The organism is Streptomyces sp. NBC_00376 (assembly GCF_036077095.1).
Classification (GTDB): domain Bacteria; phylum Actinomycetota; class Actinomycetes; order Streptomycetales; family Streptomycetaceae; genus Streptomyces.
The window spans coordinates 6,631,449-6,654,982 of record NZ_CP107960.1 but is presented as its reverse complement, the minus strand read 5'-3'; the positions used below and the strand labels follow the sequence as shown (position 1 = coordinate 6,654,982).

The following is a 23,534-nucleotide window of genomic DNA, read 5'->3' as shown; positions in this document are numbered from 1 at the left end:
TGCGCACCGGGAGGTGCCATGCAGTCGTGCTGATGAAGTTGTGGTGCCCAGAGTTCAAGGTCGGCGGAACCGACGAAGGTGCTCTGCCGACTGAGCTACACCGGACCGAAATCCGGTGGCGGGACTCGAACCCGCGACATCCCCATTATCAGTGGAAGTAGGTCCTGCCTGCGCACCTGGGCACGGACAGGACTCTAGGGGGATGCCCGGCCGGCGCGCGAGGGATTTACGCGCGCCGGCCTGAGAGGACGCCGTTGCCGGTAATCCGGCGACAGGCCGTCAGCCGCGGTTCGGCTGGCGCTTCCACGGGCCGGTGATGGCGAGCATGATGCCCGGCGTCTGGATGTTGGCGTACAGCGTCCTGCCGTCGGGCGAGAACGTGACACCGGTGAACTCGCTGTACTCCGGCTCCTCCTCGCTGCCGATGTTCAGGTCGTTGCGCGCGATGGGGTAGGTGCGGCCGCTCTCGGTCGCGCCGAAGAGGTGCTGGACGCCTTCGCCGTCCTCGGCGATGACCAGTCCGCCGTAAGGCGAGACGGTGATGTTGTCCGGGCCGTCGAACGCGCCGTCCTTCGACGGGTCGGCGTTCACGCCGAGGAGCACCTTCAGCGTCAGGGTGCGGCGCTTGGGGTCGTAGAACCAGACCTGGCCGTCGTGCTGGACGGGGCTCTCGGAGCGGGCGAACGAGGAGACGATGTAGGCGCCGCCGTCGCCCCACCACATGCCTTCGAGCTTGCGGGCCCGGGTGATCTCGCCGTCGGCGAACTGCTTGCGCACCGAGACGGACTTGGCGTCACGGTCGGGTACGTCGACCCAGTCCACGCCGTACACCGTGCCGATCTTCGTGGCGCGGGACAGGTCGTCGACGAACTTGCCGTTGCTGTCGAAGCACTTGGTGGCCTGGAGGACACCGGCGTCGTCGGCGAGCGTGCGCAGCTTGCCGCGGCCGTGCCGGAAGCCGTGCGGCGGGACCCAGCGGTAGAGCAGTCCGTTGGGGCCGGAGGCGTCCTCGGTCAGGTAGGCGTGGCCCTGCTTGGGGTCGATGACGACGGCCTCGTGGGCGTACCGGCCGAACGCCTTGATCGGGTGCGGGTCACGGTTGGCGCGCCGGTCGTACGGGTCGACCTCGAAGACGTAGCCGTGGTCCTTGAGCAGGCCGTTCTTGCCCGCCTTGTCCTCGGTCTCCTCGCAGGTGAGCCAGGTGCCCCACGGGGTGGCGCCACCGGCGCAGTTGGTGGAGGTGCCGGCGATGCCGACCCACTCGGCGGTACGGCCGTCGCGGCGGGTCTCCACGACGGTGCAGCCGCCGGCCGCGACCGGGTCGTAGACGAGGCCCTCGGTGAGCGGCACCGGGTGCTCCCAGCCGGCCCGGGTACCGCTGAGCTCGTGGTTGTTGACGAGCAGGGTGACACCGCGCGGGCCCTCGAAGGTGGCCGTGCCGTCGTGGTTGGAGGGGGTGAACTCGCCGCTCTCCAGCTTGGTGACCCCGCAGTGGGTGATGACCTGGTACGAGAAGCCGGCGGGGAGCGCGAGTATGCCCTCGGGGTCGGCGACCAGCGGCCCGTAGCCGGGCTCGCGGTCGTGGCCATGGCCGTGGTCGTGACCGTGGCCGTCGTGGCCGTGCCCGTGCTTCGGGTCCCCGGCGGCGAGGGCGCCCGGCGCGGTGGCCAGTGCAGCGACGGTACCGGTCAGCGCGACGCCTGCACCGGTGAGGGCGGACTGCTTGGTGAATTCCCTGCGCGTGATGGGCATCACGTACTCCTGGGGCAACTGGGCGGGTTGTTGGCGCGCCCACAGTCGCGCCCTTGTGCCAACGCCAGTTGAACTGCGGGCGACGCCGAGGGGCATCCTTCCTGTGCAGTTGGCCTGAAGCGATGTCCCGAAGTCGCCGTCCACCCCGGACCGGGCCGCTCGCGTCGCCCGTGCCGTACCCGGCCGGGGCCGAGCCCCCGCCCCGTGCCGTACCCGAGCGGAGGTCAGGCCCCCTTGCGCGACCGGGCCTTGAACGCCGCCTTGCGGGCCTCCTTGGCCTTCTTCTTGTCGCTGTGCAGCCGTCCCATCGCTTCGAGGACATCGGCGGTCGCCGGGTGCACCACCCGCCACGCCTCGTCGAAGAAGCCGCTGTGCTGGCCCGCCAGGCCCTCGACCAGGCCCTGGAGCTCGTCCAGCTCGCCGTCGGCCTCCAGCTGGGCCGCGATCGTGTCGATGGCGAGCCAGAAGATCATCGGTTCCGGCGGTGCGGGAACGTCGGAGGCACCCAGCTCCGCGAGCCAGACCCGGGCGAGGCCGCCCAGCTCGGGGTCGTCCAGCACCGCGCGCACCGCGGGCTCCGCCTCCGCGCCGACCAGGGCGAGGGCCTGCTGGCAGTGCAGCCGGCGCAGCGGCGCCTGCTGGTCCGTGCCGCGGGACGCCGCCAGGAGTTCGGCCGCCGCGCCGTCCGCACCGCCGCGTCGGGCGAGCCACAGCTCGACCTCGCTGCGGGCCGCCGCCTCGGGGTAGTACGCGACCCCGCCGAGCAGCGCGTCGGCGCCCTTGTCCGCGAAGTCGCCGATCGCCGGGGCGTCCACGCCGGCCTCCAGCATCCGGCTCCGCAGGCCGTAGAGGCCGAGGGGGGTCAGCTTCACCATTCCGTACCGGGTGATGTCCTCGTCGTCGGCCGGCGGGGCGGCGTCCTCGCCCTCCTCGACCAGCAACGCCTCGTCCACCGGGCGGTATTCGACGATGCCGATGGGTTCGAGGACCCGGAACTGGTCGTCCAGGCGCATCATCGCCTCGGACACCTGCTCAAGGATGTCGTCGGTGGGTTCGCCCATGTCGTCGGGGACGATCACCGACGCGGCGAGGGCGGGCAGCGGCACGGGGGCCGGGTCCGTGCCGCCGTGGCCGTCCCCGACGGTGAGCAGGTACAGATTTCCGAGGACTCCGTCGAGGAACTCCGCCTCGACCTCCGGGTCCCAGTCCAGGGATTCGAAGTCGATCGAGCCGTCCTCACCGACGAGATCGGCGAGGTCGTCGAAGACGGGCGCGGTGGCGTCGGCGTGGACGGCATCCAGGCCGTCGAGCCAGATCGACAGGACGTCCTTCGGTGAACCACCGGTGACCAGCGCCAGGGCCTCACCGGCGGTGGCGGTCCCCTCCGCGTCCGGTCCGGCGTCCTCGCCGGGGTCCTCGACGTCGACGAGCCCCGCGTCGACCGCGAGCCGCCACGCCTCGCTCGCCTCCGCCGCCCCGTCCTCGTCGGCCGCCAGGCCGATGTGCTCGGCCGCCGCGGGCAGTTGGGCGTCGACGAGCTCGCCACCGGCGCCGACCCGGGTCTCCGGGCCCGCCCAGCGGGCGAGCCGGACGGCGCGGGCGAGCAGCGGCGCGGCAAGCGCGTCCCGAGCCAGCTCGGCCTCGGTGCGCAGCCGTACGGGCGGCAGGGTGGGGCGCTCTGCGGACATCAGGTGGTTCTCCTCGAGGACGTACGGATCGGGCGGACCGGACCTACGTGCCGGACGTACGGATCAGGTGCCCGCACATACGGGCCGGGCGTACCGGACGTACGGACCGGGCATGCTGCACGTACGGATCGGGCGGCCCAAGCGTAGACGCATTTCGCCCCATGCCGCCCGGTTCATGCAACGGACAGCGGCAGTACACCCGGCAGACCTTGACAACCCCCTTGCGCACACAAGAGATTGACGCGCGTAGATCTCCGTCCCGACCCTCGATACCCCCGGAGCCCGTGATGCCTGCCGCATCGTCCAGAACCACCGCTGTCTCCGCCGTAGTCACCGCCGCCCTCGCCGCCGGTCTGCTCGCCGGTGCCGCGACCACCTCCGCGTCCGCCTCCACCGCCGAACTGCCCGTGGACGGCCAGGTCCGGATCCACGACATCCAGGGCTCCACCCGGATATCCCCGCTCGTCGGCCAGCAGGTCGCCGACGTGGCGGGCATCGTCACGGGTGTGCGGACGTACGGTACGAAGGGCTTCTGGTTCCAGGACCCGAACCCCGACGCCGACCCCGCCACCAGCGAGGGCGTCTTCGTCTACACCGGCTCCGCGCCCACCGTCGCGGTCGGTGACGCGGTCACCGTCTCCGGCACGGTCACCGAGTACGTCCCGGGCGGCCTCGACTCCGGCAACCAGTCGCTGACCGAGATCAGCAAGCCCACCGTCACCGTGGTGTCCTCCGGCAACGCCCTGCCCGCGCCGGTGCGGGTCTCGGAGCGCTCGGTCCCCTCCCGGTACACCTCTGAGGGCGACCCCGCCGCCGGCGGCTCCATCAACGCGCTGACCCTGCGGCCGTCCCGCTACGCCCTCGACTACTACGAGTCGGTCGAAGGCATGAACATCAGCGTCGGCACCTCGCGGGTGGTCGGCGCCACCGACGCGCACGCCGAGCTGTGGGTGACGGTGAAGCCGCGCGAGAACGACGCCCGCCGCGGCGGCACGGTCTACGGCTCGTACGGCTCGCAGAACACCGGACGGATCCAGATCCAGTCGCTGGTGCCGCTGGCCCAGCAGCCCTTCCCCAAGGCCGACGTGGGCGATGTGCTGACCGGTACGACCGAGGGCCCGCTCGACTTCAACCAGTACGGCGGCTACACGCTGACCGCCCGCACCATGGGCACCGTCGCCGGCGAGGGCCTGCGCCGGGAGACCACCCGCAAGCAGCGCGGCGGCGAGCTGGCCGTGGCGACGTACAACGTCGAGAACCTCGACCCCGGCGACCCGCAGGAGAAGTTCGACGCGCTCGCCGCCGCGGTCGTCGACAACCTCGCCTCGCCCGACATCGTGGCGCTGGAGGAGATCCAGGACAACAACGGCGCGAAGAGCGACGGCACGGTCGCCGCCGACGCGACGGTGAAGAAGTTCACCGACGCGATCGTGGCGGCGGGCGGTCCGGCGTACGACTGGCGCTCCATCGACCCGCAGGACAAGAAGGACGGCGGCGAGCCCGGCGGCAACATCCGTCAGGTGTTCCTCTTCAACCCGGAGCGGGTCTCGTTCACCGACCGGGCCGGCGGCGACGCGACGACGGCGACCGATGTCGCCCGGGAGCGGGGCCGCGCAGCCCTGACGCTCTCCCCCGGCCGGATCGACCCGGCAAACCCGGCGTGGGAGAACAGCCGCAAGCCGCTCGTCGGAGAGTTCAGCTTCCGCGGCCGTACGGTCTTCGTCGTCGCCAACCACTTCGCGTCCAAGGGCGGCGACGAGTCCATCTTCTCGGAGCACCAGCCGCCGTCCCGTTCCTCGGAGGTCCAGCGGCACGCGCAGGGCGCGGTGGTCAACACCTTCGTCAAGAAGCTGCTGAGCGTCCAGAAGAACGCGGACGTCCTGGTCGTCGGTGACATCAACGACTTCGAGTTCTCCGGCACGGCCGAGGCACTGACCGCCGGGGGCGCGCTGTACCCGGCGATCAAGTCCCTGCCGCGCTCGGAGCGTTACAGCTACGTCTACCAGGGCAACAGCCAGGTTCTCGACCAGATCCTGACCAGCCCGTCGATCGACGACTTCCAGTACGACAGCGTGCACATCAACGCCGAGTTCGCCGATCAGAACAGCGACCACGACCCGCAGGTGCTCCGCTTCCGCCCGTAGCGGCCCTACGCGCCCGCGCTCGGCCGGATGCTGAGCGCGGGCGTGTACCGGTGCACCCCGCCGCCGGTCACCCCCGGGTAGGACCGCACCCGTTCCCACTGCGGCGTGCCCGACCCGATCCCGGCACCGGGCGCGGCCAGCGCGTCGATGTGGGCGGCCGCGCTCTCCCATTCGGCGTAGTTGAGCACCCGCGTCCCGTCGGTGCTCACGTGGAAGTGGCCGGAGATGCCTCCCGGGGCGGGCGCCGGGTCGGTGCCCAGCGCCTCGAACACGGTGTCCACCCAGTCCCGTTGCCGCGCCTTGTCCGCGCCGTCGAACTCCACGTCGACGATCACGACACAGCCCGGCTCCCGTCCGTCGCCCTCCCGGGGCGGCGTGGAACGGTAGAGCTCCAGGGTGTGCAGCCCGAGCCGCCGGATGCCCGGCACGGCGGCGTCGATGTCAGCGTTGCGCTCGTCCCTGCCGTGCCGGAAGAAGTCCTGGTACGCCTGTTCACCACTCCACTGGCTGTAGTGGAACAGGGTCCTGCCGTCCTCACCGGCGTGGACGGTGTACGAAAGAAGTCCCGGATGCGGCCAGTCCCGGCTCTCCCACGCCTCGCGAATGGCCTCGACCGTCCGCCGCATGCGCTCCGGGGTGCCTGCGTCCCAGGTGCTCGCCTTGACGAGTCCGGCATCGTTACGGGCAAGATCGGGACCGGATTCGAATCGCACGCTCATGACGGGACCTCCCTGGCGGGCGCACCGGGGTGGCGCGCCGTTGCGGACCACCCTGATACGTCAAGTTCGCTTGAGGTCAACAGCACGCCCCGTCGATACCGTCGGACCCACCGACAGCACAACGAACGGAGTACCGCATGGCACCGCATCTCAGGACGATCGGCCGCGAGGAGCATCTGGCGTTCGTCGCGAGCCGGCCGGCCGTGAGCCATATGCAGGTTCCGTCGTGGGGCGACGTGAAGCCCGACTGGCGTGCGGAGAGCATCGGCTGGTTCGACCGGGACGGCGCGGGCCGGGAGCGGATCGTCGGGGCCGGGCTCGTCCTGTACCGGCCGATCCCCCGGGTGAAACGCTATCTGGCCTATCTGCCGGAGGGTCCGGTCATCGACTGGCACGACGGCGGTCTGCGTGAGTGGCTGGATCCGATGCTGGCGCATCTGAAGGCGCAGGGCGCGTTCTCGGTGCGGATGGGCCCGCCGGTGGTCGCCCGGCGCTGGGACGCCCGGACGGTGAAGGACGCCATCGCCGACCCGGCCGCCGGCCGCCTGCGCGACGTGGAGCCGGACGCGCGGGAGCCGCGGGCCGACGAGGTCGTGAAGCAGCTGAGCGGGCTGGGCTGGCGGCGCGGCGAGGAGGAGAGCGAGGACGGTTTCAGCGCGGGGCAGCCCCGGTACGTCTTCCAGGTCCCGTTCGCCGGGCTGTCGCTGGAGGAGATCCGGGGCAATCTGAACCAGCAGTGGCGGCGCAACATCAAGAAGGCGGAGAAGGCGGGCGTCAAGGTCGTCGAGGGCGACTACGAGGACCTCCCGGCCTTCTACGAGTTGTACCGCGAGACGGCCGGGCGCGACCGCTTCATCCCCCGTCCGCTCGGCTACTTCCAGCGGATGTGGACCGCGCTGCGGGCCGAGGACCCGGACCGGATGCGGCTCTACCTCGCCCAGTACGAGGGCGAGACGCTCTCCGCCGCGACGATGCTGACCGTCGGGAACCACGTCTGGTACTCCTACGGTGCCTCGACCGGCCGCAAGCGCGAGGTCCAGCCCAGCAACGCCATCCAGTGGCGGATGATGAGCGACGCGCACGAGCGGGGCGCGGCCGTCTACGACCTGCGCGGCATCACCGACACCCTGGACGAGAGCAACCATCTGCTGGGCCTGCTGCGCTTCAAGGTCGGTACCGGCGGCCGGGCCGCCGAGTACATCGGCGAGTGGGACTACCCGCTCAACAAGGTGCTCCACAAGGCGTTCAGCCTCTACATGGCGCGCCGCTGACCGTGCCGGGCCGGCGCCCGGTGCACCGGGCGCCGGGTGCTCCGGCGCCCGTGCCAGACTCCGGAACATGATCCTTCGCACCGCCACCCGCGCCGACCTGCCCGCCGTCCTCGCCCTGCTCGCCGACGAGGAACGGGTCGTCGATCCGGCCTCGGTCGTGGTCGACGACGCGTACGAGAGCGCCTTCGCCGCCATCGAGAGCGACCCGCGCAACGAGATGCTGGTGCTGGTGGACGGCGACACCGTGCTGGGCTGTGCGCAGGCGACGTACATACCGGGGCTGGGCAGGGGCGGCGCGGAGCGAGTGCTGATCGAGGCGGTACGGGTCAGGGCCGACCGGCGGGGCGGCGGGCTGGGCCGGGAGCTGATGAAGCAGGCGGTGGAACGGGCCCGGCTGCGCGGGTGCGGGCTGATGCAGCTGACCAGCGGCAAGCGGCGTGCGGACGCGCACCGGTTCTACGAGTCGCTGGGCTTCGCCCGCAGCCACGAGGGCTTCAAGCTCGCCCTCTGAGCCCGCGCCGCCGCTCCGCTACGGGGTGGTCCGCCAGGCGGTCATGTTGAGCTCGTCGAGCAGCCGGACGTCGCTGCCCTTGAGCGGGAAGGTGCGCGCCTCCAGTCCGGGGGCCGGTGCGATCTCCAGGGCGTCGCCCTCGATGAGGTCGCCGCCGGTCGGGGTGGAGACCCAGGCCAGGAGCGAGCGCACGGTCCGACCCGGCTTCAGCATGACCTCCTTCGGCCCCCGGTCGGTGCCCATGTAGGAGGAGCCGGGGTTCACCGGGACGGGCAGCGGGTCACCGGCCTCGTCCAGGGCCCGGACGGACGGGTAGCCGTGGACCCGGTACGGCTTGCTGCCGCAGTTGGTGAGGGTGAGTCCGACGGCCCGGTGGCCGAGCGCCGCCTCCACCTCGCCCATGTCGACGACGACGCCGGAGGACGGGCAGCCGGCCGGGACGGTGGGCGTGGGGGCGGGCCCCTGCGCGCCCGGCCGGTCGGAGACCCCGACGGAGACGCTGGGGAACGGCGTCGGCAGCTTGTCGGCGTGCACCCGGTACGGATCGCTGGGCGTCGGCTCCGGCTCGCCCTCGCCCGCCGGCACGAGGAACCCGGCGCATCCGGAGAGCGTCAGCCCCAGCACCCCGGCCAGCAGCCCGGCCGCCAGCGGCCCCCGTCTCCCGGTCCCCGCCCACGTCAGTCCTCGCATGCTCACGCACCCACCCCGATCCCGGCCTGCCGTACAGTCGTTCGATCATGCCAGACCCGTGGGCACGGACCCGCGACTGTTCAGCCCTGCTTGCCGCTCACCCCAAGCAGATCTAAGTGGACCTTCACGGTCCGGTCGGCCGACACTTCGGGGATGACCTCACCAGTGGCCCCCTTCAGACGCGCGCTCTGCGCCATGATCACGCCGTTCACCGACTCCGGCGAGCTGGATCCGGACGCGGCCGGGAAGCATGCCGCCGCCCTGGTCGCCGACGGCTGCGACGGACTGGTGCTCAGCGGCACCACCGGCGAGTCCCCGACCACCACCGACGCCGAGAAGACCGCGCTGCTGCGGGCGGTCCGGGCGGCGGTCGGCGACGGTGTGCCGATCGTCGCCGGGGTCGGCAGCGCGGACACCCGGCACACCATCGCCCTCGCCCGGCAGGCCGAACAGGCGGGCGCGGACGGCCTGTTGGTGGTGACGCCGTACTACAGCCGGCCGCCGCAGCCCGCCGTCGAGGCGCATTTCCGGAGTGTCGCCGACGCGAGCGGCCTCCCGCTGATGCTGTACGACATCCCCGGCCGCACCGGCACCCGCATCGAGCCGGAGACCCTGCTGCGGCTCGCGGAGCACCCGCGCATCGTGGCCGTGAAGGACTGCGCGTACGACCTGCTGGGCTCCACGAAGGTGATCGGCGCGACCTCGCTGGCGTACTACTCGGGCTGCGAGGAGCTGAATCTGCCGCTGTACGCGGTGGGCGCGGCGGGCTATGTCAGCACCGTCGCCAATGTGGCGCCCCGTGCGCTGCGGGCGGTCCTGGACGCGTTCGACGCCGGGGACACCGCGCGGGCCGCCCGGCTCAACCTCCTGGTCCTCCCGCTCGCCGAGGCGATGATGGCCTCCGGGCTGCCCGGCACGGTCACCGCCAAGGCGCTGCTCGGCGCCGGACCGGTCCGCGAACCGCTGCAGCCCGCCGGACGCGGAGCGACCGACGGGCTGCGGAGGGCTTACGAGGAACTGCTGCGCGCCACCGATTGAGGCCGGGCGGCCTCAGTTGTGGCTGTGCAGGACGTCGTTGAGGCCGTCCCAGACCGCGTTGTTCGGGCGGGCCTCGACGGCGCCGGTGACCGAGTTGCGGCGGAAGAGGATGTTCGAGGCGCCGGAGAGCTCACGGGCCTTGACGATCTGGCCGTCCGGCAGCGTGATGCGGGTACCGGCCGTGACGTAGAGCCCGGCCTCGACGACGCACTCGTCGCCGAGCGCGATCCCGACACCGGCCTCGGCGCCGATCAGGCAGCGCTCGCCGATGACGATGCGCTCCTTGCCACCGCCGGAGAGGGTGCCCATGGTGGAGGCGCCCCCTCCGATGTCGGAGCCGTTGCCGACGACGACACCGGCGGAGATGCGGCCCTCGACCATCGACGTCCCGAGGGTGCCGGCGTTGAAGTTGACGAAGCCCTCGTGCATGACGGTCGTGCCGGCGGCGAGGTGCGCGCCGAGCCTGACCCGGTCGGCGTCGGCGATCCGGACGCCCTTCGGAGCGACGTAGTCCGTCATCCGGGGGAACTTGTCGACCGAGGTGACCTGGAGGTGCAGGCCCTCGGCGCGGGCGTTCAGCCGCACCCTCTCCACGTCGTCGACGGCGACCGGGCCGAGCGAGGTCCAGGCGACGTTGGTGAGGAGGCCGAAAAGCCCGTCCAGGTTCTGGCCGTGCGGCTGGACGAGGCGGTGCGAGAGGAGGTGCAGGCGCAGGTACGCGTCGTGGGCGTCCAGCGGCTTGTCGTCGAGCGAGGCGATGACCGTACGTACGGCGACGACCTCGACACCGCGGCGGGCGTCCACGCCGATGGCCTTGCCGGCGCCCTCACCGAGGAGGTTGACGGCCTGGTCGGGGGTGAGCCGTTCGGTTCCGGCCGGGCCCGGCTCGGCGGTGAGCTCGGGGGCGGGGAACCAGGTGTCGAGAACGGAACCGTCGCCGGCGATGGTGGCGAGGCCGGCGGCGACGGCGCCGGTGGTGCGAGCAGGAGTCGTGTCGGTCATGACACGAAACCTAACCGGCGAGGCACCACCGGGGCCAACCGGTCTCGCCGGATGGGCAGGTCCGGCCCGGGAGCCCGGACCTGCCAGGTCAGCCGGGCTGTGTCTGCCGTTCGGGCACCGGTACGACGGCCGCCTCGCGCACCGGTCCCCGCAGCCGCCGCGCCGCCAGCACCGCCGCCCCCGCGCCGCAGGCCAGCACCGCGCAGGCGGGCCAGAGCAGTCCGGGCGCGTGGGCGTAGAGCGCACCGCCGAGCGGCGGCGCCAGTACCTGGCCGCTGATGGAGGCACCCGCGTACAGGCTCTGGAAGCGGCCCTGCGCGTGGTCCGGGGCCTGGTCGGCGACGTACGCCGTCGCGGTGGTCTTGTAGAGGATCTCGCCGGCGGTCAGCGACGCCATCATGGTGACGGCGAACAGCGCTCCGGCGCCGGGGATCAGCACCGTGTAGCCCAGCCCCACCAGCAGCAGCCCGGTGCCCACGATGGACAGCGGCGCCCGGCGGCGCAGCACGTGGGCGGCGGGGAGTTCCAGCAGGAGGATGAGCCCGCCGTTGACGGCCAGCAGCCAGCCGTAGAACTGGTCGCCGTGGCCGTGTTCGGCGAGGAAGACGGGCAGGGTCGAGTACTGCTGCCGGTAGACGAGGTCGACGCAGAGGATCGCGGCGAGCAGGACCAGCACGGCGGGCCTGGCCCGCAGCTCCCGCCAGAGGCCCGGCGCGCCGGGGTCACGGTCCGGCCGGGCGTGCGCGGTGCCGTGTGCGGGGAGCACCGCCGCCGCGTACCCGGCGAAGAGCAGGGTCCCGAGTCCGTCGGCGACGAACAGCCAGCCGTACGAGAAGTGGGCGGCGATCAGCGCGCCGAGCGGCGGGCCGACGGCGAACGCGGCGTTGCCCGCGGCCCGAACCAGGGCGAAGCTCTGGCGCCTGCCGCCCTCGGGGACGGAGACCGCGACGAGCGCGGAGTTGGCGGCGCGCACGACGCCCGCCGCGTACTGCGCGAGCGGCAGCACCCCGTACATCGCCGCGACCGGGAGGACCGGCAGGGCGGCCAGCGCCGCCCCGCTGACCAGGGCGCCGGTCAGCAGCATCCGGCGGTGGCCGTAGTGGTCGCCGAACCAGCCGCCGGTGAAGTTCCCCGCGACCAGGCCGATACCGCCGATGCCCGCGACGACTCCGGCCTGCGGGACGCTCAGCCCGCGCGGGCCGGTCAGATAGACGAAGAGGTAGATGAAGGTGAAGCTGACGACCCCGTTGAGAAAGGAACCGAAGGCCAGCAGCCGCACGGTGCGCGGCACGTCCCGCACGACCCCGAAAAAGCTCATCCCCAGCACCCTCCCCAGTGAGTTTCCTTTGGGAACGGACTATGGCATCGTGGTTTCCTGCAGGTCAATCCGGTAAGCGGCGAATACGGGAGACGGACGGAGGAGCCGATGCCCCAGCGCACCAGCCTGGCCGACGCCGACTGCGCGATCGCCCAGGCGCTCGATGTCGTGGGCGACTGGTGGACCCTGCTGATCGTGCGGGACACGGCGCGCGGGGTGCACCGCTTCGACGCGCTCCAGCAGGAGCTGGGCGTGTCCCGCAAGGTGCTGACCGAGCGGCTGCGGCTGCTGGTCGACGCGGGCGTGCTCTCCCGACAGCCGTACCAGGACCGGCCACCCCGGTACGAGTACCGCCTCACCCCGCGTGGACGCGCGCTGCTGCCCGTACTGATCGCGCTCCAGGACTGGGGCGACACCTGGGTACTGGGAGAAGGGGAAATGATGGCGACGACCGCGGAGGCCTCGAAGGAGGCGGCCCGGGTGCACGCCCTGGTGGGCACCCGCCTGCCCGAGCTGCGGCTGCCGGACCTCGACGGCGCGCCGCGCGACCCGGTCGCCGGCACCCCGTACACCGTCCTGTACTTCTTCCCCGGCGCCTACGCCCGCCGGGACGCCTATCCGCCGGGCTGGGCCGAGATCCCGGGCGCGAGCGGCTGCACACTCGAATCGTGCACGTACCGCGACCAGTTGGCCGGGTTCACCGCGGCGGGCGCGACCGTGCAGGGGGTCTCCACCCAGCGCCCGGACGAGCAACGGGCCTTCGCGGACGCGGAGCGGCTGCGGTTCCCGCTGCTGTCCGACGCGGAGCTGGAGCTGACGGCGGCACTGCGCCTGCCCACCTTCCGCGCGGGCGGCATCAGCCGGCTGAAGCGGCTGACGCTGGTGGTGGACCGCGACCGGACGGTCCGCGAGGCGCTGTATCCGATCACCGACATCGAGGCGAGCGTCCGGGCGGCCCTGGCGGCGGTACGGAACGGGGGCCCGTCCGGCGCGTGAGGGGCACGCGGGGACGGAGCGGTCACCCGTTCCGTCGGTCGCGGGCGGAGCGATCACCCGGCGCGCGGGGACGGAGCCGTTACCCGGCGATCGGCGGTCGGATCCGTCAACCGGCGATCCGCCGCAGCATCTCCCGCGCGTACGCTTCGTCGTACTCGCCGCCGGTGAGCAGCACCTGCAGGCAGATCCCGTCCATCAGCGCGATCAGCGCCCGCGCGGTGACCGGATCGGTGCGCCCGGACAGCAGCTCGGCGGTGCCGTCGGTCCACTCGGCGGCGACGGGCCGCAGCGCGGGCCTGCGGAGCGCGGCTAGATACAGCTCGTACTCCAGCTCGGCCCTCCCGCGCCCGCCGGAGAAGTACTCCCCCAGCAGCCGGGCCAGCTCCTCGGCGAGATCGGCCGCCGGATCGGCCAGCGCCTCGCTCTCCCGCATGACCTCGGCGAAGTTCTCGTTCGACCGGCGCAGCGCGGCGATCAACAGCTCGTCCAGCGAGGCGAAGTGATACGTCGTCGAGCCGAGCGGCACATCCGCCTCGGCGGCGACGGAGCGGTGGCTCAGCCCAGCGATGCCCTTGGCGCCGACCACCCTGATCGCGGCATCGATGATGCGGTCGCGCCGCTCGGGGTCGTAACGGCGCACCATCAGTGGGCCCCGCCCAGGTTCAGCACCACCACTCCGGCGATGACCAGCGCTATGCCCGCCAGTTTGACCGGACTGCCGGACTCGCCCATGAAGAGGATGCCGATGGCGGCGACGGCCGCGGTGCCGATCCCCGCCCAGATCGCGTATGCGGTGCCCACCGACAGCGTCTTCAGCGTCTGGGCGAGCAGCCCGAAGGCCACGAGGTATCCCGTGACGGTGATCAGCGAGGGCCAGAGCCGGGTGAAGCCCTCGCTGTACTTCATGGCCGTCGTGCCGGCCACCTCCGCCGCGATCGCCGCGGCCAGCAGTCCGTATCCCATGTGTACGAGTGTACGCATCGCCGCCCGTACAACGGTACGAGCACTTTCGGCCGACCGGGACGCTACGGTGTCCCGACCAGCACACCGGACAACGACACATGACGGAGCAGCAGTGGCGCAGGACGCAGGGTGGGGCGGCGGAGCACCGTACGGAGGGCCCCCGGGACCACCGGGATGGGGCGGCTGGATGCCACCGCCGAAGCCCGGGGTGATACCGCTGGCGCCCCTGAAACTCGGGGACATACTCGGCGGCGCCCTCAGCACGATGGGCCGCTACTGGAAGCAGTTGTTCGGCATCGGCGCGGCCGTGTACGGCGGGGCGGTGGTGCTCATGGCCGCCACGGCCCTGATCGCGTACTCCGCGGTCAGCGACCAGCTGCACACGGTCATCTCGCTCAGCGCCGAGGAGGACCCGAGGTCCTCCGAGGTGGTGCCGATCGTGGTCGCCCTCGGTGTCGTCTGGCTGGTCGCCGTGATCGCCTTCGCGGTCGCCACGGCCATGATGTACGCGACCGTGCCCGCGATCCTGCAGGAGGCGGTGCTGGGCAGGCCCACCACCTTCTCCTTCATCTGGCGCCGGGCCTGGGCCCGTGTGCCGGCGGTGTTCGGGACGGTGGTCCTGACCTTCCTGGTCGCGATGGTCCCGACGGTGCTCATGGTGGTCGGCTTCTTCGCGCTGATCATCGGCTCCATCACCCTGGAGTACGGGGGCAACCTGGCGGTGTGGACCGCTCTCGGCTTCCTGGGCGCCCTGGCCACCGCCCCGCTCGCGATCTGGCTCTGGGTGAAGTTCTGCCTGGCACCCTCGGCCGTGGTGTTCGAGGGCCAGTCCCCGGTGGCCGCCCTGCGCCGCTCCGCGCAGCTGGTGCGTGGCGACTGGTGGCGGGTCCTCGGGATCACCCTGCTGGCCCTCGGCATGGCCTATGTCGCGAGCTACGTCATCCAGATCCCGTTCTCGTTCCTCGGCATGTTCTCCGGCATGATCGGCGGCACGACCCTGGACGAGGACCCGAACCCGGCCGCGATCGCCTTCGCCATGAGCGGCTACCTGGTGATCATGGCGCTCGGGCAGCTGATCAGCCAGTTCATCGCGGCGACGTTCCCGCAGCTGGTGACCGGGCTGCTCTACGTCGACCGGCGCATGCGCACCGAGAACCTGGGCCCGGCCCTGGCCGAGGCGGCGGCCGCCGCACCGCCGCCGCCGTACGGACCGTAGGACCACGCCCGGGGCCCGCCCGTCCGGTCCGTCAGCCGCCGACGGTGAACCGGACGGCGCGGGACTTCTTCCACTCGGCGTGGTCGAGATCCTTCGCCTCCGTGCCGTCCCCGTACAGGTCGGCCGAACCGGCATCGGTGATCAGCTGCGTCCGGGCGCCCGGAACGGTGAGGTCGGGAACGTCCACGACGGCCTCCCAGCCGCCCGCGTCGGCGGTCGGCAGATCGGCCCGCTTGACCGGGGCGTGCGAGGCGATCCCGTCCCAGGCGTAGAGGGCGTACGGGTCGGAGTTGCCGTCGGCCGCCCAGGAACCGGCCACGATCAGGTACTGGTCGGCGGCGTTCTTGCGGATGTCCCGGATGCTGAGCCCGCCGAGGTCCAGCTCGATCGGCGCGCCCATGACGGCCTTCGCCCCGCTGCCGGCCACCTCGTCGAAGTTGGTGACGGGCACGATCAGAGCCTTGCCGCCCGCCTTCGGCGGGACCAGTGGTGCCCGGAAGCCGAGGTACGCGGTGGTCGTCGAGCCGGGCGCGAACTCCAGACCCTCGATGTTGAACCCGTCGATCTGCTTGGGCACTTCGCCGTCCGCCGTGCCCGCGGCGAAGCCGAGCCGGTTGCCGTTGGCCTTGTCCCACGCGACGAGATCGTCCCGGAGCTTCCCGTACCTACCACCCACCGTCAGCGCGGTGGCCGCGCCCGAGCCGGTCACCGTCGTGGTGAAGACGGTGTTGCGGTCGGACTTGTACTCGCCGTCCTTGTTGTTGCCGAGCGATCCGGTCCAGTAGATGGTGTCGCCGACCCGGGCCGCGCCCTCGATGTCGACCTCCTTGTCCGCCCCGAGCTCCGGGCCGACGTCCCAGCTCTTCACGGGCGCGCCGGACGAGGAACGGTCGTACAGGCGCAGCGTGTTGGACTCGTCGTCGGCCACGACCATGTATCCGCCACCGACGTCGACGGCTGCCGAGGCGTCCGAGGAGCCGGTGAGGTAGCGGGTGTCGGCGGCGTTCCGCACGGCGGCGGAGGCGGCGTAGTGCAGCGTCCTGGTGGCGGTCTTTCCGCCGAGTCCGGTGACCTTGATCGTGAGGTCGGTGTAGCCGCGCTCGTGCGCGGCGACGGAGAGCCGCCGGGTGGCGCCCGTACCGGTCACGGTCACGTCCCCGGTCCCGGCGACGGACGCCTTGGAGCTGGCGGAAGCCGCCACGCCGAGCGCGCTCGCGTCGGCCCCGCTCTGCGCGACGGTGACGGTGACCACGGGGTCGCCGCTCGCACCGACGGCACCGGAGAGGTAGGAGGCCGAGAAGGCGATCGTCGGCGTTCCGTAACTCGCGGCGTGCGCGGGGGCGTTGATCCCCAGCGCGGCCAGCAGGAGCACTCCGCCCGCGGCGGCGGCCATCCTGCGGTCGGGGAGCGAAAGCTGATGCAGCACGGCATGCCTCTCGTCGGCGTGGTGTCGCGGGTAGGTTCCGCTACCCGGGCCAACGAGGGACACACCTCGTGAGTACGGCAGGTGAAACAACGACGAAAAACGGCCCCCGGCACGAAGCCGGGGGCCGTTCGTCGTCGGCAATGGGCTCAGACGTTGAAGCCCAGGGCCCGCAGCTGCTCGCGCCCGTCGTCCGTGATCTTGTCCGGGCCCCACGGCGGCATCCAGACCCAGTTGATCCGCAGTTCGTTGACGATGCCCTCGGTCGCGGACTTCGCCTGGTCCTCGATGACATCGGTCAGCGGGCAGGCCGCGGACGTCAGCGTCATGTCGAGGGTGGCGATGTTGGCGTCGTCGATGTGGATGCCGTAGATCAGGCCCAGGTTGACGACGTCGATGCCCAGCTCGGGGTCGACGACGTCGTACAGCGCCTCACGGACCTCCTCCTCGGAGGCCGGCTTGGTGGTCAGTACTTCCGGCGTACCGTGATCGCTCATGCCGTCTTCCCTTCGGACAGCGCTTTGGCCGTCGCGTCCTTCCATGCCATCCAGCTCAGCAGCGCGCACTTCACGCGGGCCGGGTACTTCGAGACGCCGGCGAACGCGACCGCGTCCTCCAGCACCTCCTCCATCGCGTCGTCCGGCTCCAGCTGGCCCTTCGACTGCATCAGCTCCAGGAAGGTCTCCTGGATCTTCTGCGCCTGGCCCAGCTCCTTGCCGACCAGCAGGTCGTTCAGCACGGAGGCGCTGGCCTGGCTGATGGAGCAGCCCTGACCCTCGTACGACACATCGGCGATGGTCTCGCCGTCGTACTTCACCCGGAGAGTGATCTCGTCGCCACACGTCGGGTTGACGTGGTGCACCTCGGCGTCGCCGTCCCGCAGGCCGCGCCCGTGGGGGTGCTTGTAGTGGTCCAGGATCACTTCCTGGTACATGGAATCAAGCTTCACCAGTCAACCCTCAGCCGCTCGCCCATTATCCGAAAAAGTTCCGTACGTGCTCCAGACCGTCCACCAGGGCGTCGACCTCGGCGGGCGTGGAGTACAGATAGAACGACGCTCGCGTGGTCGCAGGAATTCCGTACCGCAGGCAGACCGGCCGTGCGCAGTGGTGTCCGACCCGGACCGCGATGCCCTGCTCGTCGAGCACCTGACCCACGTCGTGCGGGTGGATGTCGCCGAGCGTGAAGGAGATCGTGGCGCCGCGGTCCTCGGCCGTCGCCGGGCCGATGATCCGCAGGTCCGGGACCTCCAGGAGCCGCTTCACCGCGTACTCGGTGATCGCGTGCTCGTGGCGGTAGATGTTCTCCATGCCGATGGCCGAGAGGTAGTCCACGGCCGCGCCGAGGCCGACGGCCTGGGCGATCGGGGGCGTACCGGCCTCGAACTTGTGCGGCGCGGGGGCGTACGTCGACGAGTGCATCGACACGGTCTCGATCATCTCGCCGCCGCCGAGGAACGGCGGCAGGTCCTCCAGGAGCTCCTGCCGTCCCCAGAGCACACCGATGCCGGTCGGGCCGACCATCTTGTGACCGGTGAAGGCCACGAAGTCGGCCTGCAGCGCCTGCACGTCCAGCACCATGTGCGGGGCGGCCTGCGAGGCGTCGATGCAGACCAGCGCGCCGACCTGCTGGGCCCGGCGGATGATCTTCTCGACCGGGTTGATGGTGCCCATGATGTTGGAGACCAGGGTGAAGGAGACGATCTTCGTCTTCTCCGTGATGATCTCCTCGATGTTGGACAGGTCGAGGCGGCCGTCGTCGGTGATGCCGAACCACTTCAGCTTCGCGCCCGTGCGCTGCGAGAGCAGCTGCCACGGCACGATGTTGGAGTGGTGCTCCATCTCCGTGGTGACGATCTCGGTGTCGTGGTCCACCCGGTAGGGCTCGTCGGCCCAGCCGAGCATGTTGGCCACGAGGTTGAGCGACTCGGAGGCGTTCTTGGTGAAGATCACCTCGTTGCGGCTGGGTGCGTTGATGAACGCGGCGACCTTGTCACGGGCGCCTTCGTACAGCGCCGTGGCCTCCTCCGCGATCGTGTACACACCGCGGTGCACATTGGCGTTGTGCCGCTCGTAGTACTCGTTGAGGGCGTCGAGCACCTGGCGCGGCTTCTGCGAGGTCGCAGCGCTGTCCAGGTAAACGATCTTCTTCCCGTCATGGACCGTACGATCCAGCAGGGGGAAGTCCTTGCGGATCGCCTCGGTGTCGAGGAGGCCCGGCAGCTGTGTCACGCGGAAGCGCCACCCTTCACATATGCCTCGTAGCCCTCGTTCTCCAGCTTGTCGGCGAGCTCGGCGCCGCCGGACTCGGCAATGCGGCCGTTGGCGAAGACGTGCACGAAGTCGGGCTTGATGTAGCGGAGGATCCGCGTGTAGTGCGTGATCAGCAGGGTGCCGACCTCGCCGGTCTCGCGGACCCGGTTGACGCCCTCGGAGACGATGCGCAGGGCGTCGACGTCCAGACCGGAGTCGGTCTCGTCGAGGATCGCGACCTTCGGCTTGAGGAGCTCCAGCTGAAGGATCTCGTGGCGCTTCTTCTCACCGCCGGAGAAGCCCTCGTTGACGTTGCGCTCGGCGAACGCCGGGTCCATCTGGAGCCGGCCCATCGTCTCCTTGACCTCCTTCACCCAGGTGCGCAGCTTGGGCGCCTCGCCGCGGACGGCGGTGGCGGAGGTGCGGAGGAAGTTGGAGACCGAGACACCGGGGATCTCGACCGGGTACTGCATCGCGAGGAACAGGCCGGCGCGGGCCCGCTCGTCGACGGTCATCTCCAGGACGTCCTCGCCGTCCAGGGTCACCGAACCGCTGGTGATCGTGTACTTGGGGTGACCCGCGAGGGAGTACGCGAGGGTGGACTTGCCGGACCCGTTGGGGCCCATGATGGCGTGGGTCTCGCCCTGCTTCACGGTCAGGTCGACGCCCTTGAGGATCTCCTTCGTGGCGTTGTCGGCCTCGACGGAGACGTGCAGGTCGCGGATTTCAAGCGTTGCCATGGGTGACTCAGGACTCCTGGGTGACGGAGACGAGCACATCGTCCCCTTCGATCTTGACGGGGTATACGGGGACGGGGCGCGTCGCGGGAAGGCCGGACGGCTTGCCGGTGCGCAGGTCGAAGCTGGAGCCGTGCAGCCAGCACTCGATCGAGCAGTCCTCGACCTCGCCCTCGGACAGGGACACGTTCGCGTGCGAGCAGATGTCGTTGATCGCGAACACCTCGCCCTCGGTACGGACGACGGACACCGGGACGCCGTCGAGCTCCACCCGCTTGGGGGTGTCGTCCTCCAGCTCACTCAGCGCACAGGCTTTGACGAAGGCCATCAGACGGAAGCCTTCAGCTCGGCCTCGATCTTCTCCAGCAGCCGCGCCTCTACGTCCGGCAGACCGATCTGCTGGACGAGCTCGGCGAAGAACCCGCGCACGACGAGGCGACGGGCCTCCTCGGCGTCGATGCCCCGGGACATCAGGTAGAAGAGCTGCTCGTCGTCGAAGCGGCCGGTCGCCGAGGCGTGGCCGGCGCCGACGATCTCGCCGGTCTCGATCTCCAGGTTCGGCACGGAGTCGACCCGCGCGCCGTCCGTGAGGACGAGGTTGCGGTTCATCTCGTAGGTGTCGGTGCCCTCGGCCTTGGCCTGGATGAGGACGTCTCCGATCCACACGGCGTGTGCGCCTTCGCCCTGGAGCGCGCCCTTGTAGGCGGCGTTGGACTTGCAGTGCGGGGTGTTGTGGTCGACCAGGAGGCGGTGCTCCTGGTGCTGGCCCTTGTCGGTGAAGTACAGACCGAAGAGCTCGGCCTCGCCGCCGGTGCCCGCGTAGCTGACGCGCGGGTGGAGGCGGACGAGGTCACCGCCGAAGGTGACGACGATCGACTTGAACGAGGCGTCCCGGCCGACCAGCGCGTTGTGCTGGCCGACGTGGACCGCGGTCTCGTCCCAGTCCTGCACGGAGACGACGGTGAGCTTCGCGCCGTCACCGAGGACGTAGTCCACGTTGGCGGCGAGCACCGCGTCACCGGTGTGGTCGATGACGACGACGGCCTCGGCGAAGGCGCCCAGCTCGACGACCTGTTGGCCGTAGGCCACGCCGCCCTCGCCGTGCACCGCGATGCGGATCGGCTCGGTGAGCACGGCCTCCTTGGCGACCGTGACGACGGACGCCTGCTCGAAGGACGTGTACGCCTGGGCGGCGACGCGGTCCACCGGGGTGCCGGCCCTGCCGAGCCGGGAGTCGTCACGGCCGACGGTCTCGACGGTGACGCCCTCGGGGGCCTCGATCGCCACCTTCACACCGCCGCCGGTGGCGACGGCCGTGCCGTCGTGCAGCCCGCGCAGCCGCTCCAGCGGCGTGAACCGCCACTCCTCCTCGCGGCCGTGCGGGACCGGGAAGTCCGCGACGTCGAAGGACGGGGGCGCGCTCATGCGCGTGGCGACGGTCGACTCGGCGGCCACCGCGATGGATCCGGTGGTGGTGGAGCCCGCCGGGATGTTCTGAGCCTCAGCCATGGCTGTCGTAGTGCTCGCTTTCTCTGTCGAAATCGGGGGTCGGTCGTCGGGCCTGCTAGCCGACCGAACCCTCCATCTGCAGCTCGATCAGCCGGTTGAGCTCAAGGGCGTACTCCATCGGCAGCTCCTTCGCGATCGGCTCGACGAAGCCGCGCACGATCATCGCCATCGCCTCGAACTCCGTCAGACCGCGGCTCATCAGGTAGAAGAGCTGGTCCTCGGAGACCTTGGAGACGGTCGCCTCGTGACCCATCGACACGTCGTCCTCGCGGACGTCGACGTACGGGTAGGTGTCGGAGCGCGAGATCGTGTCGACCAGCAGCGCGTCGCAGAGCACGTTGGACTTCGCGCCCGGTGCGCCCTCGCCGATCTCGATCAGACCGCGGTAGGAGGTACGGCCGCCGCCTCGCGCCACCGACTTGGAGACGATGTTGGAGGAGGTGTTCGGCGCCATGTGGACCATCTTGGCGCCGGCGTCCTGGTGCTGGCCCTCGCCCGCGAAGGCGATGGACAGGGTCTCGCCCTTGGCGTGCTCGCCCATCAGGTAGACGGCCGGGTACTTCATGGTGACCTTGGAGCCGATGTTGCCGTCGACCCACTCCATGGTCGCGCCCTCGTAGGCCACGGCGCGCTTGGTGACCAGGTTGTAGACGTTGTTCGACCAGTTCTGGATCGTCGTGTAGCGGCAGCGGCCGCCCTTCTTCACGATGATCTCGACGACCGCGGAGTGCAGCGAGTCGGAGGAGTAGATCGGGGCGGTGCAGCCCTCGACGTAGTGGACGTAGGCGTCCTCGTCGACGATGATCAGCGTCCGCTCGAACTGGCCCATGTTCTCCGTGTTGATACGGAAGTAGGCCTGGAGCGGGATGTCGACGTGGACACCCTTGGGCACGTAGATGAACGAGCCGCCGGACCACACGGCCGAGTTCAGCGAGGCGAACTTGTTGTCGCCGACCGGGATGACGGTGCCGAAGTACTCCTTGAAGAGCTCCGGGTGCTCCTTCAGCGCGGTGTCGGTGTCCAGGAAGATGACGCCCTGCTCCTCCAGGTCCTCACGGATCTGGTGGTAGACGACCTCGGACTCGTACTGCGCGGCGACACCGGCGACCAGGCGCTGCTTCTCCGCCTCCGGGATGCCGAGCTTGTCGTAGGTGTTCTTGATGTCCTCGGGCAGGTCCTCCCAGGACTCCGCCTGCTTCTCCGTGGACCGCACGAAGTACTTGATGTTGTCGAAGTCGATGCCCGACAGGTCGGAGCCCCAGTTCGGCATGGGCTTCTTGTCGAAGAGGCGCAGACCCTTGAGGCGCAGCTTCAGCATCCACTCGGGCTCGTTCTTCTTCGCCGAGATGTCGCGTACGACCTCCTCGGAGAGCCCGCGCTTGGCGGCGGCGCCCGCCGCGTCGGAGTCGGCCCAGCCGAATTCGTACGTACCCAGACCCTCGAGCTCAGGGTGGGCAGTCTCCGTAGGGAGCGTCATGCGGGGTTCCTCCCGGCCGTGCTTGCAGATGCTGAATTGGTGGTCTGTGGTGCTGAGTGGCCGCTGCGCGGAATGTACGTCGTGCACACGCCGTCGCCGTGGGCGATGGTGGCCAGACGCTGCACATGCGTCCCGAGGAGGCTGGAGAAGAACTCCGTCTCCGCCTCGCACAGCTGCGGGTACTGCTCGGCGACATGTGCGACCGGGCAGTGGTGCTGGCACAGCTGCTCGCCCCGCTGCGGACCGGGCGCGCTACGCGCCGTAGCAGCGTACCCGTCGACGGACAGGGCCTTGGCCAGCGCTTCGGTGCGGGCCTCGGGGTCCGCGGCCTCGACCGCCGTGCGGTACGCCTCGGACTGGGCCTCGATCCTGGCGCGGGCGAAAGCGGTGACCGCTTCCTCACCCGCGGTCTCGGCGATCCAGCGCAGGGCGTCCGTCGCGAGCTTGTCGTAGGACTGGTCGAAGGCGTCCCGGCCGCAGTCGGTGAGGGCGAACACCTTGGCCGGGCGGCCACGGGTCCGCGCCCCGTAGACCCGCTGCTCACGGGCCTCCACGACGCTGTCGGTGACGAGGGCGTCGAGATGGCGGCGGACCGCTGCCTGGGTGAGGCCGAGGCGCTTCGCCAGATCGGCGACGGTGGACGGGCCGTGGTCCAGGATGGAGCGCGCGACCCGGTTGCGCGTCGAGCGCTCTCCGGTCGCGAGTTCCTCCTGCGGAGCCTCGCCAACGTATTTCACAACGCCATTGTTGCGTAATTCATCCGGCCCTGACAACCACGGTCCGAAACGATCTACGGTGCCGTTCATCACTTAGGGTCACCTAATCCGG

Annotated in this window: 23 protein-coding genes and 1 tRNA gene; 6 read left to right on the top strand and 18 right to left on the bottom strand. The window is 70.7% G+C overall.

Annotated elements, in window-relative coordinates; all coding sequences use genetic code 11:
- Nucleotides 1-110 precede the first annotated feature (110 nt).
- From OG842_RS30025 to OG842_RS30015, 3 genes are all read right to left on the bottom strand, one after another.
- A tRNA-Ile gene (locus OG842_RS30025) sits at nucleotides 111-180 on the bottom strand.
- Between the two features lie 99 nt (nucleotides 181-279).
- Nucleotides 280-1,752, bottom strand: a complete 1,473-nt coding sequence (locus OG842_RS30020; RefSeq protein ID WP_266736442.1) for an alkaline phosphatase PhoX — start codon at nucleotides 1,750-1,752, stop codon at nucleotides 280-282.
- Nucleotides 1,753-1,976: 224 nt separating this feature from the next.
- Nucleotides 1,977-3,440, bottom strand: a complete 1,464-nt coding sequence (locus OG842_RS30015; RefSeq protein ID WP_266736444.1) for a hypothetical protein — start codon at nucleotides 3,438-3,440, stop codon at nucleotides 1,977-1,979.
- A 287-nt stretch (nucleotides 3,441-3,727) separates the two neighbouring features.
- Between OG842_RS30015 and OG842_RS30010 the strand changes: the two genes are divergently transcribed.
- On the top strand, nucleotides 3,728-5,584 hold the full coding sequence (locus OG842_RS30010) for an endonuclease/exonuclease/phosphatase family protein (protein ID WP_266736446.1): 1,857 nt from the start codon (nucleotides 3,728-3,730) through the stop codon (nucleotides 5,582-5,584).
- 5 nt (nucleotides 5,585-5,589) lie between these two features.
- On the opposite strand, the gene OG842_RS30005 is transcribed toward OG842_RS30010, so the two are convergent.
- Nucleotides 5,590-6,303 (bottom strand): antibiotic biosynthesis monooxygenase, encoded by a 714-nt coding sequence (locus OG842_RS30005; RefSeq protein ID WP_266736448.1) that lies wholly within the window; start codon nucleotides 6,301-6,303, stop codon nucleotides 5,590-5,592.
- A gap of 137 nt (nucleotides 6,304-6,440) precedes the next feature.
- Between OG842_RS30005 and OG842_RS30000 the strand changes: the two genes are divergently transcribed.
- Entirely contained in the window at nucleotides 6,441-7,574 is a 1,134-nt protein-coding gene (locus OG842_RS30000) for a lipid II:glycine glycyltransferase FemX (RefSeq protein WP_266736450.1), read from the top strand.
- A 67-nt stretch (nucleotides 7,575-7,641) separates the two neighbouring features.
- Complete coding sequence (locus tag OG842_RS29995) at nucleotides 7,642-8,085, top strand: GNAT family N-acetyltransferase (RefSeq protein ID WP_266736451.1); 444 nt, start codon at nucleotides 7,642-7,644, stop codon at nucleotides 8,083-8,085.
- A gap of 18 nt (nucleotides 8,086-8,103) precedes the next feature.
- Here the strand turns inward: OG842_RS29995 and OG842_RS29990 are convergent, their stop codons facing one another.
- Nucleotides 8,104-8,775 (bottom strand): DUF4232 domain-containing protein, encoded by a 672-nt coding sequence (locus OG842_RS29990; RefSeq protein WP_266736452.1) that lies wholly within the window; start codon nucleotides 8,773-8,775, stop codon nucleotides 8,104-8,106.
- A 153-nt stretch (nucleotides 8,776-8,928) separates the two neighbouring features.
- Here OG842_RS29990 and dapA point away from each other — a divergent pair, with 153 nt between their 5' ends.
- Nucleotides 8,929-9,813 (top strand): 4-hydroxy-tetrahydrodipicolinate synthase, encoded by an 885-nt coding sequence (gene dapA, locus OG842_RS29985; protein ID WP_266736453.1) that lies wholly within the window; start codon nucleotides 8,929-8,931, stop codon nucleotides 9,811-9,813.
- A 12-nt stretch (nucleotides 9,814-9,825) separates the two neighbouring features.
- On the opposite strand, the gene dapD is transcribed toward dapA, so the two are convergent.
- Entirely contained in the window at nucleotides 9,826-10,815 is a 990-nt protein-coding gene (dapD, locus tag OG842_RS29980; protein ID WP_266736455.1) for a 2,3,4,5-tetrahydropyridine-2,6-dicarboxylate N-succinyltransferase, read from the bottom strand.
- An 88-nt stretch (nucleotides 10,816-10,903) separates the two neighbouring features.
- A complete protein-coding gene (locus OG842_RS29975; RefSeq protein ID WP_266736457.1) occupies nucleotides 10,904-12,133 on the bottom strand; it encodes an MFS transporter in 1,230 nt (409 codons plus the stop codon).
- A 108-nt stretch (nucleotides 12,134-12,241) separates the two neighbouring features.
- Here OG842_RS29975 and OG842_RS29970 point away from each other — a divergent pair, with 108 nt between their 5' ends.
- Nucleotides 12,242-13,129, top strand: coding sequence for a winged helix-turn-helix transcriptional regulator (locus tag OG842_RS29970; protein ID WP_266736458.1), 888 nt, complete (start codon nucleotides 12,242-12,244; stop codon nucleotides 13,127-13,129).
- 106 nt (nucleotides 13,130-13,235) lie between these two features.
- Here the strand turns inward: OG842_RS29970 and OG842_RS29965 are convergent, their stop codons facing one another.
- Together OG842_RS29965 and OG842_RS29960 are read right to left on the bottom strand one after the other, a co-directional pair.
- Nucleotides 13,236-13,772 carry a TetR/AcrR family transcriptional regulator gene (locus OG842_RS29965; protein ID WP_266736459.1) on the bottom strand — a complete coding sequence of 179 codons (537 nt, stop codon included), beginning with the start codon at nucleotides 13,770-13,772 and terminating at the stop codon, nucleotides 13,236-13,238.
- Nucleotides 13,772-14,092: a DMT family transporter gene (locus OG842_RS29960; protein ID WP_266737352.1), complete on the bottom strand. Its 321-nt coding sequence runs from the start codon at nucleotides 14,090-14,092 to the stop codon at nucleotides 13,772-13,774. The genes OG842_RS29965 and OG842_RS29960 overlap by 1 nt, the downstream gene beginning before the upstream one ends.
- A 187-nt stretch (nucleotides 14,093-14,279) precedes the next feature.
- On the opposite strand from OG842_RS29960, the gene OG842_RS29955 reads away from it, so the two are divergent.
- Entirely contained in the window at nucleotides 14,280-15,308 is a 1,029-nt protein-coding gene (locus OG842_RS29955; protein WP_266736461.1) for a hypothetical protein, read from the top strand.
- 31 nt (nucleotides 15,309-15,339) lie between these two features.
- Here the strand turns inward: OG842_RS29955 and OG842_RS29950 are convergent, their stop codons facing one another.
- The 9 genes from OG842_RS29950 to OG842_RS29910 all read right to left on the bottom strand — a co-directional run bounded on the left by OG842_RS29950 (nucleotide 15,340) and on the right by OG842_RS29910 (nucleotide 23,443).
- Nucleotides 15,340-16,734, bottom strand: a complete 1,395-nt coding sequence (locus OG842_RS29950; protein ID WP_266736463.1) for a DUF3616 domain-containing protein — start codon at nucleotides 16,732-16,734, stop codon at nucleotides 15,340-15,342.
- Between the two features lie 146 nt (nucleotides 16,735-16,880).
- A complete protein-coding gene (locus OG842_RS29945; protein WP_266736465.1) occupies nucleotides 16,881-17,228 on the bottom strand; it encodes a metal-sulfur cluster assembly factor in 348 nt (115 codons plus the stop codon).
- A complete protein-coding gene (sufU, locus tag OG842_RS29940) occupies nucleotides 17,225-17,680 on the bottom strand; it encodes a Fe-S cluster assembly sulfur transfer protein SufU (protein ID WP_072483050.1) in 456 nt (151 codons plus the stop codon). Before sufU ends, OG842_RS29945 begins: the two co-directional genes overlap by 4 nt.
- A gap of 25 nt (nucleotides 17,681-17,705) precedes the next feature.
- Complete coding sequence (locus OG842_RS29935; protein ID WP_266736466.1) at nucleotides 17,706-18,962, bottom strand: cysteine desulfurase; 1,257 nt, start codon at nucleotides 18,960-18,962, stop codon at nucleotides 17,706-17,708.
- Complete coding sequence (sufC, locus tag OG842_RS29930) at nucleotides 18,959-19,723, bottom strand: Fe-S cluster assembly ATPase SufC (protein WP_266736468.1); 765 nt, start codon at nucleotides 19,721-19,723, stop codon at nucleotides 18,959-18,961. The genes OG842_RS29935 and sufC overlap by 4 nt, the downstream gene beginning before the upstream one ends.
- Before the next feature lie 7 nt (nucleotides 19,724-19,730).
- Nucleotides 19,731-20,048: a bifunctional 3-phenylpropionate/cinnamic acid dioxygenase ferredoxin subunit gene (locus tag OG842_RS29925; RefSeq protein WP_148834126.1), complete on the bottom strand. Its 318-nt coding sequence runs from the start codon at nucleotides 20,046-20,048 to the stop codon at nucleotides 19,731-19,733.
- Nucleotides 20,048-21,229, bottom strand: a complete 1,182-nt coding sequence (gene sufD, locus OG842_RS29920; RefSeq protein WP_266736470.1) for a Fe-S cluster assembly protein SufD — start codon at nucleotides 21,227-21,229, stop codon at nucleotides 20,048-20,050. The genes OG842_RS29925 and sufD overlap by 1 nt, the downstream gene beginning before the upstream one ends.
- A 55-nt stretch (nucleotides 21,230-21,284) precedes the next feature.
- Nucleotides 21,285-22,706, bottom strand: a complete 1,422-nt coding sequence (gene sufB / locus OG842_RS29915; protein ID WP_266736472.1) for a Fe-S cluster assembly protein SufB — start codon at nucleotides 22,704-22,706, stop codon at nucleotides 21,285-21,287.
- Nucleotides 22,703-23,443, bottom strand: a complete 741-nt coding sequence (locus tag OG842_RS29910) for a helix-turn-helix transcriptional regulator (protein WP_266736473.1) — start codon at nucleotides 23,441-23,443, stop codon at nucleotides 22,703-22,705. The genes sufB and OG842_RS29910 overlap by 4 nt, the downstream gene beginning before the upstream one ends.
- Nucleotides 23,444-23,534: the final 91 nt, after the last annotated feature.